The organism is Enterobacter cloacae complex sp. 372C4 (genome assembly GCF_050030615.1).
In the GTDB taxonomy this organism is placed as follows: Bacteria; Pseudomonadota; Gammaproteobacteria; order Enterobacterales; family Enterobacteriaceae; genus Enterobacter; species Enterobacter intestinihominis.
The window spans coordinates 2279194-2293596 of sequence record NZ_JBLGUQ010000001.1; the positions used below are offsets into that span (position 1 = coordinate 2279194).

Below are 14403 nucleotides of genomic sequence, written 5' to 3' on the forward strand. Positions count from 1 at the left end.
TTTATGCTCCTTTTTACCCCTTTTTGACCAACATTTCGCCACGCCGGAAGGGCGCGACAGCAGCTATACTTTTCGGGTCTTTTCACCTGCGTTTGATGCAGACCAGGGCAATGGCATAAAAACCATCACAATTTTTATTTGCAGGCGCTACAATCGACCGCAGTCACAATTCTCAAATCAGAAGAGTATTGCTATGAAAAACATCAACCCAACGCAGACCGCTGCATGGCAGGCACTACAGAAACATTTTGATGAAATGAAAGACGTCACTATCGCGGATCTGTTCGCGAAAGATGCCGATCGTTTCAGCAAGTTTTCCGCCACCTTCGATGACCTGATGCTGGTGGATTTCTCTAAGAACCGTATCACCGAAGAGACGCTGGCGAAGCTGCAAGATCTGGCGAAAGAGACTGAGCTGGCAGATGCCATCAAATCCATGTTCTCCGGTGAGAAGATCAACCGCACCGAAGACCGTGCCGTGCTGCACGTGGCGCTGCGCAACCGTAGCAATACTCCAATTATCGTTGACGGCAAAGATGTGATGCCGGAAGTGAACGCGGTGCTGGAAAAGATGAAAACCTTCTCTGAAGCGATCATCTCAGGTCAGTGGAAAGGCTACACCGGCAAAGCGATCACCGACGTCGTAAACATCGGTATCGGCGGCTCTGACCTCGGCCCGTTTATGGTGACCGAGGCGCTGCGCCCGTACAAAAACCATCTCAACATGCACTTCGTGTCCAACGTCGATGGGACTCACATCGCTGAAGTGCTGAAAAAGGTGAACCCGGAAACCACGCTGTTCCTGGTGGCGTCTAAAACCTTCACCACTCAGGAAACCATGACCAACGCCCACAGCGCGCGCGACTGGTTCCTGAAAACCGCGGGCGACGAAAAGCACGTGGCGAAACACTTCGCGGCGCTGTCCACCAACGGTAAAGCGGTAGGTGAGTTCGGTATTGATACTGCGAACATGTTTGAATTCTGGGACTGGGTGGGTGGCCGCTACTCACTGTGGTCTGCGATCGGTCTGTCCATCATCCTGTCCGTCGGCTTCGACAACTTCGTTGAGCTGCTCTCCGGCGCGCACGCGATGGACAAACACTTCTCCACCACCGCGCCTGAGAAAAACCTGCCGGTGCTGCTGGCGCTGATCGGGATCTGGTACAACAACTTCTTCGGCGCTGAAACCGAAGCGATTCTGCCGTACGACCAGTATATGCACCGCTTTGCGGCCTACTTCCAGCAGGGCAACATGGAATCCAACGGCAAGTACGTTGACCGTAACGGTAACGCGGTGGATTATCAGACTGGCCCAATCATCTGGGGCGAGCCGGGCACCAACGGTCAGCACGCGTTCTACCAGCTGATCCATCAGGGCACCAAAATGGTACCGTGCGATTTCATCGCCCCGGCGATTACGCACAACCCGCTTTCCGACCACCATCCGAAGCTGCTGTCTAACTTCTTCGCCCAGACCGAAGCGCTGGCGTTCGGTAAATCCCGCGAGGTGGTTGAGCAGGAGTACCGTGACCAGGGTAAAGATCCGGCAACCCTGGAACACGTTGTGCCGTTCAAAGTGTTCGAAGGCAACCGTCCAACTAACTCCATTCTGCTGCGTGAAATTACGCCGTTCAGCCTGGGCGCGCTGATTGCCCTCTACGAGCACAAGATCTTCACTCAGGGCGCTATTCTGAACATCTTCACCTTTGACCAGTGGGGCGTTGAGCTGGGCAAACAGCTGGCAAACCGCATTCTGCCAGAGCTGGGTGACGATAAAGCAATCGACAGCCACGACAGCTCCACCAATGGTCTGATTAACCGTTATAAAGCATGGCGTGCGTAATAAATATGTCATGAACAATGCCGGCGATATGCCGGCATTTTTTTATCGGATAATTCCTGATGTCTGTTAGTTATCTCAAATTCTGAATCTGAGTTTAATCCGAAAAACACGGTTACCCCGTTAATTGCTGAGGGTTATTTTAAGAAAATACGGAGTGATACTTTAATGGGTTTATATTATAACTGTTTGATAATGAATGGTTATCTATTTCAATAATTATTTTTTCTTTTCATTTTTAACCATTAGTCTGAAAACCTCATCCCTATTTACCCCCACGGTAAACCCACTGCTTTAGTTGTGTATACTCGAATCCGCCTGAATTTCTTTTCGGGCAAATCTCCATTCATTCATTGAAGGGAAATTGTTATGAAGAAAGTACTGTATGGCATTTTTGCCATATCTGCGCTTGCGGCGACGTCTGTCTATGCAGCTCCGGTCCAGATCGGGGAAGCAGCAGGGTCGGCAGCGACGTCTGCGTCTGCGGGGAGTTCTACCGCAGCCAGCACCAGCGCCGTAAGTTCAGCCGTGGGTGTCGCGCTGGCGGCAACCGGTGGCGGTGATGGCTCCAATACCGGAACCACGACCACTACGACGACCAGCACCCAGTAATACCGGGTGTTTTAATCATAACCACACTTCGGTGTGGTTATTTCGCCCCTTCGGAGAAGAGTCGTGAAGCGACCTGCAATCATCCTGATTTGCCTGCTGTTGCAGGCGTGCTCAGCTACCACCAAAGGGCTGGGCCACTCACTGTGGGACAGCATGTTCGGCACGCCGGGCGTGCATCTGACCGATGACGAACTTCAGAACATGCCGTATGCCAGCCAGTACATGCAGCTAAACGATGGTCCGCAACTGTTTGTGGTGCTCGCTTTCGATGAAAACGGGCAGCAGAAATGGGTGACGCAGGATCAGGCCACCATCGTGACTCAGCATTCCCGAATCGTGAAAACGTTGCTCGGCGGCGACAACCTGCTTGAGGTAAACAACCTGGCTGAAGATCCGCTCATCAAGCCGAATCAGATCGTCGATGGCGCAAGCTGGACGCGCACAATGGGCTGGACCGAGCACAAACAGGTGCGCTACGCCACGGCCCGCTCCACCTTCCGCTGGGATGGTACGGACAGCGTCAAAGTGGGCAGCGACGAAACGCAGGTGCGCGTGCTGGATGAAGAGGTGACAACCGATCAGGCCACCTGGCATAACCGCTTCTGGGTGGACGAAGAGGGGCAAATCCGCCAGTCCTTACAGTATCTCGGTGCCGGTTTCTTCCCGGTGAAGACCACCCTGATCAAGGCGGCGAAATCATGAAAATGTTCATTCACGTTGCGCTTCTCGCCAGCCTGGCCTCGCCGCTGGCGTGGTCTGCGGGAACGGTACAGGTCTACACCCCGGACAGCGAAAAACCAAAAACCTTAACCAATGCCGGGCATCTGCTCGATCTGGTGGGGCAGCCGAGGCTGGCGAAAAGCTGGTGGACCGGGGCGGTTATCAGCGAGCGTCAGGCGACGATTGTAGCGGAACAAAAACATCAGGCGCTGCTCGCCCGACTGAGCGGGCTGGCACAACAGGAAGATGCTGACGATGCCGCGGCCATTACTAGCCTGCGTCAGCAGCTTCAGGCGGTTAAGGTGACGGGTCGCCAGAAGGTGAATCTCGATCCGGATGAGGTGCGCGTCGCCGAAAACGGCAATCCGTCGCTGGAAGGGGACTATACCCTGTGGCTGCCGGCTCAGCCTTCCACCGTCACCGTGATGGGGCTTATCAGCAGCCCTGGCAAAAAGTCGTTTACGCCGGGCCGGGACGTCGTGAGCTATCTCGACGAGCAAAGCTTGCTCAGCGGTGCGGATAACAGCTATGCCTGGGTGGTCTATCCGGACGGGCATACGCAAAAAGCGCCGGTGGCTTACTGGAATAAACGCCATATCGAACCTATGCCAGGCAGCATCATTTTTGTCGGTTTTGCCGACCATTTCTGGACGAAAGCGTATGACGGGCTTAATGCCGATATCCTTCGCTCCCTGATACAGCGGATACCGGAATAATGAAAAAAACCTATCTCTACAGCATGCTTGCACTGTGCGTGAGTGCCGCCTGTCATGCAGAAACGTATCCGGCACCCATCGGCCCGTCGCAGTCCGATTTTGGCGGCGTGGGCTTACTGCAAACCCCGACCGCGCGTATGGCCCGCGAGGGGGAAATCAGCCTTAACTATCGCGATAACGATCAGTACCGTTACTACTCTGCGTCCGTGCAGCTATTCCCCTGGCTGGAGACTACGCTGCGCTACACCGACGTGCGTACAAAACAGTACAGCAGCGTGGACGCCTTCTCCGGCGATCAGACCTATAAAGACAAAGCCTTCGACGTGAAGCTGCGCCTGTGGGAAGAGAGCTACTGGATGCCGCAGGTCTCCGTCGGGGCGAAAGACATTGGCGGGACCGGCCTGTTTGATGCGGAATACATCGTTGCCAGCAAAGCCTGGGGACCGTTTGATTTCTCGCTGGGTCTTGGCTGGGGCTACCTCGGCACCAGCGGCAACGTAACCAACCCGTTCTGTACCTACAGCGACAAATACTGCTACCGCGATAACAGCTATAAAAAAGCGGGTTCCATCAACGGCGACCAGATGTTCCACGGCCCGGCCTCGCTGTTTGGAGGCGTAGAGTATCAAACACCATGGCAGCCGCTGCGCCTGAAGCTGGAGTACGAAGGCAATAACTACAGCGAAGATTTTGCCGGCAAGATTGAGCAGAAGAGCAAGTTTAACGTCGGCGCCATTTACCGCGTCACCGACTGGGCCGACGTTAACCTCAGCTATGAGCGCGGTAATACCCTGATGTTTGGCTTTACGCTGCGCACCAACTTTAACGACATGCGGCCGCGCTACAATGACAACCCGCGGCCCAAATACCAGCCGGAGCCGCAGGATGCGATCATTCAGCACTCCGTGGTAGCGAACCAGCTGACGCTGCTGAAATATAACGCAGGCCTGGCGGATCCGAAGATCCAGACCAAAGGCGATACGCTGTACGTCACCGGCGAGCAGGTAAAATACCGCGACTCCCGCGAAGGGATCGAGCGCGCCAACCGGATCGTCATGAACGATCTGCCGGAGGGGATCCGCACGATCCGCGTGACGGAGAACCGTCTCAACCTGCCGCAGGTCACCACTGAAACCGATGTTGCCAGCCTTAAGCGTCATCTTGAAGGCGAACCGCTGGGACATGAAACCGAGCTGGTGCAAAAACGCGTTGAGCCGGTGGTGCCAGAGAGCACCGAGCAGGGCTGGTATATCGATAAATCCCGCTTCGATTTCCATATCGATCCGGTGCTGAACCAGTCCGTGGGTGGGCCGGAAAACTTCTACATGTATCAGCTGGGCGCGATGGCGACGGCGGATCTGTGGGTGACCGACCACCTGTTGACCACCGGTAGTCTGTTCGGCAACCTTGCCAACAACTACGACAAATTTAACTACACCAACCCGCCGAACGATTCAAAACTGCCGCGCGTGCGTACCCGCGTTCGCGAATATGTGCAGAACGATATCTACGTGAATAACCTGCAGGCCAACTACTTCCAGTACTTCGGTAACGGCTTCTACGGCCAGGTTTACGGTGGCTATCTGGAAACCATGTTCGGCGGCGCGGGGGCGGAGGTGCTTTATCGTCCCGTCGACAGCAACTGGGCGTTTGGGATTGATGCCAACTACGTGAAACAGCGTGACTGGCGCAGCGCGCAGGACATGATGAAGTTCACCGACTACAGCGTCAAAACCGGCCACCTGACCGCCTACTGGACGCCGTCGTTCGCACAGGATGTGCTGGTGAAAGCCAGCGTCGGGCAGTACCTGGCGGGCGATAAGGGCGGCACGCTGGATATCTCCAAACACTTCGACAGCGGCGTTGTGGTAGGCGGTTATGCCACCATCACCAACGTTTCGCCAGACGAGTACGGGGAAGGGGACTTCACCAAAGGGGTGTACGTGTCGATTCCGCTGGATCTGTTCTCGTCAGGCCCAACCCGCAGCCGTGCGGCAGTGGGCTGGACGCCGCTGACGCGCGACGGCGGTCAGCAGCTTGGACGTAAGTTCCAGCTGTATGATATGACCAGCGATAAGAACATTAACTTCCGCTGATGCTTGTTTGCCCGGTGGCGCTGCGCTTACCGGGCCTACGAGAGTATTTTTGTAGGCCGGGCAAACGCAGTGCCGCCCGGCAAGAATGTTCATGTGGACAAAACATAAACAAAAAATATAGATCCCCGTCACATTTTTGCGTTATACAGGAACCTCGCCCTGGAGAATGAGGTGCTGTATGACATCCCTGACTCGTCCGCGTGTTGAGTTTATCTCAACGATACTCCAGACCGTGCTGAACCTCGGTCTGCTGAGCCTTGGCCTGATCCTGGTCGTGTTTCTGGGTAAAGAGACGGTGCATCTGGCGGATGTGCTGTTCGCACCTGAGCAAACCAGCAAATACGCGCTGGTGGAAGGCCTGGTGGTCTACTTTCTCTACTTTGAATTTATCGCCTTGATTGTGAAGTACTTTCAGTCCGGCTTTCACTTCCCGCTGCGCTATTTTGTCTATATTGGCATCACCGCCATTGTGCGGCTGATCATCGTCGATCATAAATCCCCGCTCGACGTGCTGATCTACTCGGCGGCGATCCTGCTGCTGGTGATCACCCTCTGGCTGTGCAACTCAAAGCGGCTGAAACGCGAATAAAAAAAGGGCGCTCCGAAGAGCGCCTAACAACAGTCACAAGTTGGTTCAATACAATACGTCTAAAGTTGAGGGTTGCAGTGGCATAACAGATGAAACTTAACCTTTCACACCGCCCGCCGTCAGGCCGTTGACCAGCCAGCGCTGGGCCAGCAGGAACACCACGGTAATCGGGATGGCAGAGAGGACGGCCGCCGCGGCAAAGTCGCCCCACAGGTAGTTTTGCGGGTTGAGGTATTGCTGCATACCGACGGCCAGGGTGTAGCTGTTCACATCGCGCAGTAACAGAGAGGCGACCGGTACTTCGGTGATCGCCGCGATAAACGACAGGATGAACACCACCGCCAGAATCGGCACCGACAGCGGCAGCAGCACCAGACGGAACGCCTGCCACGGGGTGGCGCCATCCAGCGCGGCGGCTTCTTCCAGTGAACCATCGATGGTTTCGAAATAGCCCTTGATGGTCCACACATGCAGGGCGATGCCGCCAAGATAGGCGAAGATCACGCCGCCGTGGGTGTTCAGGCCGATAAACGGCACGTACTGGCCCAGACGATCAAACAGGGCATACAACGCCACCAGTGACAGCACCGCCGGGAACATCTGGAAAATCAGCATCCCTTTCAGCAGGGTCGCTTTGCCAGGGAAACGCATACGGGCGAAGGCGTAAGCACAGGTGGTGGAGAGCGTCACGATGCCGATGGCAGTGATGGTCGCCACTTTTACCGAGTTCCACAGCCACAGCAGCACCGGGAACGGCGGGGGAGTGACGCGGCCATCCGCGTGTTCCACACTGAAGCCCAGCGCGAGTTTCCAGTGCTCCCAGGAGATTTCATCCGGGATCAGGCTCCCGGTGGCGAAGTTCCCCGAACGCAGGGAGATGGCGATAACCATCAGCAGCGGGAACATGATCGCCGCGATGAAAATCAGCAGGCCTAAGTGCGTCGCGAGGAGGCGCAGTTTCTGAGATTTGGGTTGTACCATTGCCATGTTCAGTGCCCTCCTTAGTCAAATTTCATACGTGTAGCTTTCAGGTTCACGATCGCCAGGGCGCCCACCAGCAGGAAGATCAGGGTGGCAATCGCCGCCGCCAGACCGAAGTCCTGACCGCCGCCGCCTTCGAAGGCGATACGGTAGGTGTAGCTCACGAGCAGGTCGGTATAGCCTGCCGGTGTGGTGGTGCCGAGACGGTCCGGTCCACCGTTGGTCAACAGCTGAATCAGCACGAAGTTGTTAAAGTTAAAGGCGAAGCTGGCAATCATCAGCGGCGTCAGCGGCTTAATGAGCAGCGGCAGGGTAATTTTGAAGAAGTTCTGGAACGGACCCGCGCCGTCCATCGCCGAGGCTTCGTACAGGTCATCCGGGATGGCCTTCAGCAGCCCCATGCACAGGATCATCATGTACGGATAACCGAGCCAGGTGTTCACGATGATAATCATCGTGCGAGCGGTGGTCGGGTCGCTGAACCAGGCCGGTTTGATGCCGAACAGCGCGCTCAGCATCATGTTGATTTCACCGAAGCTCTGGTTAAACAACCCTTTGAAAATCAGAATCGAGATGAACGACGGCACGGCGTACGGCAGAATCAGCAGCACGCGGTAAATCGCTTTGCCCTTCAGGGATTCCCACTGGACCAGACAGGCCAGCACCATGCCCACGGCCACGGTCAGGATCACGGTCAGGATGGAGAAGACTACCGTCCAGACGAAGATGGCGAAGAACGGTTTCTGGATGCCTTCGTCGGTAAACACGCGGGTAAAGTTATCCCAGCCGATGGTAACGGTATAGCCCGGGCTGAGCTTGTCGTCGCCCCAGCTGCCGTCGGCATTCACCGACTGATAGAAACCAATGTCGTTATTCGGACGGTACTTCACGCCGCTCTGGTTGTTGGTCAGCGTGCCGTCATCCGCCAGAGTATAAAGCGGCTGCGTGCCGGAAAACTGGCGCAGCGAGCTCATGGTTACTTTGCTGTCATCGGGCAGCACAGCGGTGAGCTGGGTCAGCGCCTGGCGATTTTGAGTGATGATACGCAGGTTGGCACGTTCACCTTCTGGCAAGGCCGCGGCCTCTTTTAAGACCAGCTTCTGCTCGCCGCCAAATTTGAACGCGTCGGAAAGATAGTTTTTGCCGCTCTCACCGTCAGTGAGCGCTAACTTCCATTCATCTCCCGCAGGATACAGGCCGAAGTTAAAGGTTTTACCCGCCTGATAAGAACGATCCAGAAGCACCTGGGTGGCACGCTCCTGCGCGAGCTGGTTGGTGCTGCTGTAGTTGGTAAAGGCAATCGCGATGGTGCAGATCAGCGGAAAGAGGACAAACAGCCCCATCCCGGCAACACCGGGGTAGACATAGCGCCAGGCATACGCTTTACGGTTGGCGAAAATATACAGGCCAACCGAGCTTAAAATCAGCGTCATGATGGCAAAAAGGTATTCCCCTTGCACGTACATTAAAACAACAAGGTAACCCACCAGCAGACACAGCAGACCTATCACTGACCACTTCAGTGCGTCGCTTTGCCACCAGCGTTTCTTTTTAATGACATCCATGGGGTTCTTCCTCTACAACGGTGGAAACTTATCGTCAGGTGGCGCTGCGCTTACCTGACCTACGGATCGTGCCGTAGTCGTAGGGCGGGTAAGCGCACGCGCCACCCGCCGTTTTTCAGACTTACTTAGTAATACGACCCTGAGCATCTTTCAGCGCGGCATCAACAGTCTGGCGACCGCTTGCAGCGTTGATGACGGCGGTACGGGTGGCGTACCAGAACGCAGCCATCTGTGGGATGTTCGGCATGATTTCGCCTTTTTGGGCGTTATCCATGGTGGCCGCAATGCGTGGATCTTTCGCTAACTGATCCTGGAAGGATTTCAGCGCAACGGCGCCCAGCGGTTTGTCCTTGTTCACTTCATCCAGACCCTGATCGGTCAGCAGGTAGTTTTCCAGGAACTCTTTCGCCAGCTCTTTGTTCGGGCTGGCGGCGTTGATACCCGCGCTCAGCACGCCAACAAACGGTTTAGACGGCTTGCCGTTGAAGGTTGGCAGCAGGGTCACGCCGTAGTTGACTTTGCTCTTGTCGATGTTGGTCCAGGCCCACGGACCGTTGATGGTCATCGCGGTTTCGCCTTTGTTGAACGCCGCTTCCGCGATGGAGTAGTCGGTATCCGCGTTCATGTGTTTGTTCTTAATCAGGTCAACCAGGAAGGTCAGGCCTTTTTTCGCGCCCGCGTTGTCCACGCCCACGTCTTTCACGTCATATTTGCCGTTTTCAAACTTGAACGCGTAGCCGCCGTCGGCAGCAATCAGCGGCCAGGTGAAGTACGGCTCTTGCAGGTTGAACATCAGAGCGGATTTACCTTTCGCCTTCAGCTCTTTATCCAGAGCAGGGATCTCTTCCCAGGTTTTCGGTGGATTTGGCACCAGGTCTTTGTTGTAAATCAGTGACAGGGCTTCAACCGCGATTGGGTAAGCGATCAGCTTGCCGTTATAGCGAACGGCGTCCCAGGTGAACGGGAACAGTTTGTCCTGGAAGGCTTTGTCTGGCGTAACTTCTGCCAGCAGGCCAGACTGCGCGTAGCCCCCGAAACGGTCATGCGCCCAGAAGATAATGTCCGGACCATCGCCGGTTGCCGCAACCTGCGGGAACTTCTCTTCCAGTTTGTCCGGGTGTTCTACGGTGACTTTGATACCAGTGTCTTTCTCGAATTTTTTGCCCACTTCGGCCAGACCGTTATAGCCCTTGTCGCCGTTAATCCAGATAACCAGCTTACCTTCTTCAATTTTGGCGAGAGCCGGTGCGGAAATCATCATTGCTGCGAGGGCGGACAATGCGAAAACGCGTGCGCCAGTCTTGATCTTCATATCTGCCATCCTTTATTGGTGATGTGCTCGTGGATACATAAGGTGGTTCAACGTGACTCAGTCTCCTTATTTGACATCCTCTTTCCATCCTCCCAGTCCCTACGCCCCACCCCCTGTTTGTGTGATCCCTGTAACATAAATTTAAGTTATGAGTGCTGGCGCACATAAAAACCCACTGAATTTTGCAGGCCGCTTCACGATTTTCGCCTTAGCCCCTCCGCTGCGGTCGCAGAGCCTGCTCTCTCATCCTCCCGCCTCCTCCCCCATAAAAAAGCCGGGGGGTGGAGGATTCACGAAAGTAATGGAACACGCATAGTGAACTTATCTTGAATGTTTCTGTCGGTGACAGGTTGTAACGAAGGGAGAAGGGCATGGCGAGCGTACAGCTGCGTAATGTAACGAAAGCCTGGGGCGACGTTGTGGTGTCAAAAGACATCAATCTGGACATCCACGAAGGTGAGTTTGTGGTGTTCGTTGGTCCATCAGGCTGTGGTAAATCTACTCTGCTGCGTATGATTGCCGGTCTTGAAACCATCACCAGTGGCGATTTATTTATTGGTGATACCCGAATGAACGACATCCCGCCAGCTGAACGCGGCGTGGGCATGGTGTTCCAGTCTTATGCGCTTTATCCGCATCTTTCCGTTGCCGAGAACATGTCCTTTGGCCTGAAGCTGGCCGGCGCGAAAAAAGAGACCATTAACCAGCGCGTCACCCAGGTGGCGGAAGTGCTCCAGCTGGCACATCTGCTGGAGCGTAAACCGAAGGCGCTCTCCGGTGGTCAGCGTCAGCGTGTGGCGATCGGCCGTACGCTGGTGGCCGAGCCGCGCGTGTTCCTGCTCGATGAACCTCTCTCTAACCTGGATGCCGCCCTGCGCGTCCAGATGCGTATCGAAATCTCCCGTCTGCACAAGCGTCTTGGACGCACGATGATTTACGTCACCCACGATCAGGTCGAAGCGATGACGCTGGCCGACAAAATCGTGGTACTGGACGCCGGTCGCGTGGCGCAGGTGGGCAAACCGCTGGAGCTGTATCACTACCCGGCAGACCGCTTTGTTGCGGGCTTTATTGGCTCGCCAAAGATGAACTTCCTGCCCGTAAAAGTGACCGCGACGGCAATCGAACAGGTACAGGTGGAGCTGCCAAACCGTCAGCAAGTCTGGCTGCCGGTCGACAGCGCCAACGTACAGGTGGGGGCCAATATGTCCCTCGGTATCCGCCCTGAGCATTTACTGCCGAGCCACATCGCTGATGTGACGCTTGAAGGTGAAGTTCAGGTCGTCGAACAGCTTGGTCACGAAACACAGATTCATATCCAGATCCCCGCCATCCGTCAGAACCTGGTCTACCGCCAGAATGACGTGGTGTTGGTAGAAGAGGGTGCCACATTCGCTATCGGTTTGCCGCCAGAGCGTTGCCATCTGTTCCGTGAGGATGGCACTGCATGTCGTCGGTTGCACAAAGAGCCAGGCGTTTAAGCATTCCAATTACAAAGAAAAGCAATGATCTCAGGAGATAGAATAATGATTACTCTGCGCAAACTTCCTTTGGCAGTTGCCGTCGCAGCGGGCGTAATGTCTGCTCAGGCACTGGCAGTGGATTTCCATGGTTATGCTCGTTCTGGTATCGGCTGGACGGGTAGTGGCGGTGAACAACAATGTTTCCAGGCAACAGGCGCACAAAGTAAATACCGTCTCGGTAACGAATGTGAAACCTACGCCGAACTGAAACTGGGCCAGGAAGTGTGGAAAGAAGGCGACAAGAGCTTCTATTTCGACACCAACGTAGCGTACTCCGTGGCACAGCAGAATGACTGGGAAGGTACCGATCCGGCGTTCCGTGAAGCTAACGTGCAGGGTAAAAACCTGATTGAATGGCTGCCTGGCTCTACCATCTGGGCCGGTAAGCGCTTCTATCAGCGTCATGACGTACACATGATCGACTTCTACTACTGGGATATCTCTGGTCCTGGTGCCGGTATTGAAAACATCGATCTGGGCTTCGGTAAACTGTCTCTGGCAGCGACGCGTTCCCAGGAAGCTGGCGGTTCTTATGCCTTCAGCAGCCAGAACATCTATGACCGTACCAAAGATACCGCGAACGACGTATTTGACGTGCGTTTAGCGGGCCTGGAAACTAACCCGGACGGCGTGCTGGAACTGGGTGTGGATTATGGCCGCGCGAACACGACCGACGGCTATGATCTTGCCGACGGCGCGTCGAAAGATGGCTGGATGTTCACCGCTGAACATACCCAGAGCATGCTGAAAGGCTATAACAAGTTTGTGCTGCAGTATGCGATGGACTCAATGACCACGCAGGGTAAAGGTCTGAGCCAGGGTTCCTATGGTTCTTCCAGCTTTACCATCACGAATCCTGATGGCACGACGACCAATTACGCCAACGATGTGATTAACAACAACGGCAGCCTCTGGCGCATCCTGGACCACGGTGCAATCACCCTGGCCGACAAGTGGGACCTGATGTATGTCGGTATGTACCAGAAACTCGACATGGATGATAACCAGGGGAGTGACTGGTGGACCGTGGGTGTACGTCCGATGTACAAATGGACGCCAATCATGAGCACCCTGCTGGAAGTGGGCTACGACAACGTCAAATCCCAGGAAACCGGCGATCGCAACAGCCAGTACAAAATCACCCTGGCGCAACAGTGGCAGGCTGGCGACAGCATCTGGTCTCGTCCGGCCATCCGTGTCTTCGCAACCTACGCGAAGTGGGATGAGAAATGGGGCTACGCGAAGAACGGTAACGGCGATGCCACCCGTTACGCGATCTCTGACTCCACCGGTAACGGTCGATTCTCTACCAGCCGCGGCGATGACGATGAGTTCTCCTTCGGCGCCCAGATGGAAATCTGGTGGTAACCGCATCCTGATTTGACGATGTAATCTGGGGGGCGAGAGCCCCTCAATTCCTGAGGTACTGCGCGCTATTGCCTGGCCACCGCAGTGCTTACGCTTTCTGAGGTGATAACAATGAAAATGAAGAAAAATCTCGTCGCGCTGTGCCTGTCAGCGGGTCTGCTGGCCTGTGTGCCTGGCGTCACGCTCGCTGACGTCAATTATGTACCGCAGAATACCAGCGCAGCGCCTGCCATTCCGACAGCCGCTCTACAGCAATTAACCTGGACGCCGGTGGATCAGTCCAAAACGCAGAGCACACAGCTTGCGACGGGTGGCCAACAGCTCAATGTGGCTGGCATTACCGGGCCGGTAGCCGCCTATAGCGTACCGGCTAATATCGGTGAGCTAACGTTGACTTTATCCAGTGAAGTTAACAAACAGACCAGCGTTTTTGCGCCGAACGTTCTGATCCTCGATCAGAACATGACGCCTTCCGCCTATTTCCCCAGCAGCTATTTTACCTATCAAGAGCCGGGTGTAATGAGCGCGGACCGCCTGGAAGGGGTAATGCGTCTGACCCCGGCGCTCGGGCAGCAAAAGCTCTACGTACTGGTCTTCACCACTGAAAAAGATTTGCAGCAAACCACCACTCTGCTCGATCCGGCAAAAGCCTATGCCAAAGGGGTTGGTAACGCCATTCCCGATATTCCCGATCCGATTGCGCGCCATACCACCGACGGCCTGCTTAAGCTGAAGGTGAAAACCAACAGCAGCTCCAGCGTACTCGTAGGCCCACTGTTTGGCTCATCTGGCCCGGGTCCGGTAACGGTGGGTAATACTGCCGCGCCTGTGTATGCCGCGCCAGCCGCAGCACCAGCCGCAGCCCCGGCCCCGGCGAAAAAAGCCGAGCCGGTGCTTAACGATACTGAAACTTACTTTAACAACGCCATCAAGCAGGCAGTTAAAAACGGCGATGTCGATAAAGCGCTGAAACTGCTTGATGAAGCCGAGCGTTTAGGTTCAACCACTGCCCGTTCCACCTTTATCAGCAGTGTAAAAGGCAAGGGGTAACCGTCTCCCCACAGTGCTGATTTTGTTAGTC

12 protein-coding genes are annotated in these 14403 nt (G+C 55.3%); 9 read left to right on the plus strand and 3 right to left on the minus strand.

Translation table 11 applies throughout. The features are described 5' to 3' along the window. Window positions 1–193 precede the first annotated feature (193 nt). From pgi to psiE, 6 genes are all read left to right on the plus strand, one after another. Window positions 194–1843: a glucose-6-phosphate isomerase gene (gene pgi, locus ACQG11_RS10970; RefSeq protein WP_022646728.1), complete on the plus strand. Its 1650-nt coding sequence runs from the start codon at window positions 194–196 to the stop codon at window positions 1841–1843. A 366-nt stretch (window positions 1844–2209) separates the two neighbouring features. Then, complete coding sequence (gene yjbE / locus ACQG11_RS10975; protein WP_063150922.1) at window positions 2210–2452, plus strand: exopolysaccharide production protein YjbE; 243 nt, start codon at window positions 2210–2212, stop codon at window positions 2450–2452. A gap of 63 nt (window positions 2453–2515) precedes the next feature. Continuing rightward, window positions 2516–3154 carry a YjbF family lipoprotein gene (locus ACQG11_RS10980; protein WP_003860339.1) on the plus strand — a complete coding sequence of 213 codons (639 nt, stop codon included), beginning with the start codon at window positions 2516–2518 and terminating at the stop codon, window positions 3152–3154. Next, window positions 3151–3888, plus strand: coding sequence for a capsule biosynthesis GfcC D2 domain-containing protein (locus tag ACQG11_RS10985; RefSeq protein WP_023305255.1), 738 nt, complete (start codon window positions 3151–3153; stop codon window positions 3886–3888). The genes ACQG11_RS10980 and ACQG11_RS10985 overlap by 4 nt, the downstream gene beginning before the upstream one ends. Beyond that, the gene (locus ACQG11_RS10990; protein WP_023299084.1) at window positions 3888–5984 is read left to right on the plus strand and encodes a YjbH domain-containing protein; all 2097 of its coding nucleotides are present in this window, start codon (window positions 3888–3890) and stop codon (window positions 5982–5984) included. Before ACQG11_RS10985 ends, ACQG11_RS10990 begins: the two co-directional genes overlap by 1 nt. Before the next feature lie 178 nt (window positions 5985–6162). After that, on the plus strand, window positions 6163–6573 hold the full coding sequence (psiE, locus tag ACQG11_RS10995) for a phosphate-starvation-inducible protein PsiE (protein WP_000202963.1): 411 nt from the start codon (window positions 6163–6165) through the stop codon (window positions 6571–6573). 96 nt (window positions 6574–6669) lie between these two features. On the opposite strand, the gene malG is transcribed toward psiE, so the two are convergent. The 3 genes from malG to malE all read right to left on the minus strand — a co-directional run bounded on the left by malG (window position 6670) and on the right by malE (window position 10431). Next, the gene (malG, locus tag ACQG11_RS11000; protein WP_003860332.1) at window positions 6670–7560 is read right to left on the minus strand and encodes a maltose ABC transporter permease MalG; all 891 of its coding nucleotides are present in this window, start codon (window positions 7558–7560) and stop codon (window positions 6670–6672) included. Between the two features lie 14 nt (window positions 7561–7574). Then, the gene (gene malF, locus ACQG11_RS11005; RefSeq protein WP_038415066.1) at window positions 7575–9119 is read right to left on the minus strand and encodes a maltose ABC transporter permease MalF; all 1545 of its coding nucleotides are present in this window, start codon (window positions 9117–9119) and stop codon (window positions 7575–7577) included. A gap of 121 nt (window positions 9120–9240) precedes the next feature. Next, window positions 9241–10431 (minus strand): maltose/maltodextrin ABC transporter substrate-binding protein MalE, encoded by a 1191-nt coding sequence (gene malE, locus ACQG11_RS11010; protein WP_022646733.1) that lies wholly within the window; start codon window positions 10429–10431, stop codon window positions 9241–9243. A 371-nt stretch (window positions 10432–10802) separates the two neighbouring features. On the opposite strand from malE, the gene malK reads away from it, so the two are divergent. From malK to malM, 3 genes are all read left to right on the plus strand, one after another. Beyond that, entirely contained in the window at window positions 10803–11912 is a 1110-nt protein-coding gene (malK, locus tag ACQG11_RS11015; protein WP_003860329.1) for a maltose/maltodextrin ABC transporter ATP-binding protein MalK, read from the plus strand. A 42-nt stretch (window positions 11913–11954) separates the two neighbouring features. Next, window positions 11955–13322 carry a maltoporin gene (locus tag ACQG11_RS11020; protein WP_032621777.1) on the plus strand — a complete coding sequence of 456 codons (1368 nt, stop codon included), beginning with the start codon at window positions 11955–11957 and terminating at the stop codon, window positions 13320–13322. A 111-nt stretch (window positions 13323–13433) separates the two neighbouring features. Further along, a complete protein-coding gene (gene malM / locus ACQG11_RS11025) occupies window positions 13434–14372 on the plus strand; it encodes a maltose operon protein MalM (RefSeq protein ID WP_022646735.1) in 939 nt (312 codons plus the stop codon). Window positions 14373–14403 lie beyond the last annotated feature (31 nt).

Bases quoted from the DNA above. Each gene is read 5' to 3' on its own strand.
- pgi (WP_022646728.1), top strand. From the start codon at position 194: ATGAAAAACATCAACCCAACGCAGACCGCTGCATGGCAGGCACTACAG.
- yjbE (WP_063150922.1), top strand. From the start codon at position 2,210: ATGAAGAAAGTACTGTATGGCATTTTTGCCATATCTGCGCTTGCGGCG.
- ACQG11_RS10985 (WP_023305255.1), top strand. From the start codon at position 3,151: ATGAAAATGTTCATTCACGTTGCGCTTCTCGCCAGCCTGGCCTCGCCG.
- ACQG11_RS10990 (WP_023299084.1), top strand. From the start codon at position 3,888: ATGAAAAAAACCTATCTCTACAGCATGCTTGCACTGTGCGTGAGTGCC.
- psiE (WP_000202963.1), top strand. From the start codon at position 6,163: ATGACATCCCTGACTCGTCCGCGTGTTGAGTTTATCTCAACGATACTC.
- malG (WP_003860332.1), bottom strand. From the start codon at position 7,560: ATGGCAATGGTACAACCCAAATCTCAGAAACTGCGCCTCCTCGCGACG.
- malF (WP_038415066.1), bottom strand. From the start codon at position 9,119: ATGGATGTCATTAAAAAGAAACGCTGGTGGCAAAGCGACGCACTGAAG.
- malE (WP_022646733.1), bottom strand. From the start codon at position 10,431: ATGAAGATCAAGACTGGCGCACGCGTTTTCGCATTGTCCGCCCTCGCA.
- malK (WP_003860329.1), top strand. From the start codon at position 10,803: ATGGCGAGCGTACAGCTGCGTAATGTAACGAAAGCCTGGGGCGACGTT.
- malM (WP_022646735.1), top strand. From the start codon at position 13,434: ATGAAAATGAAGAAAAATCTCGTCGCGCTGTGCCTGTCAGCGGGTCTG.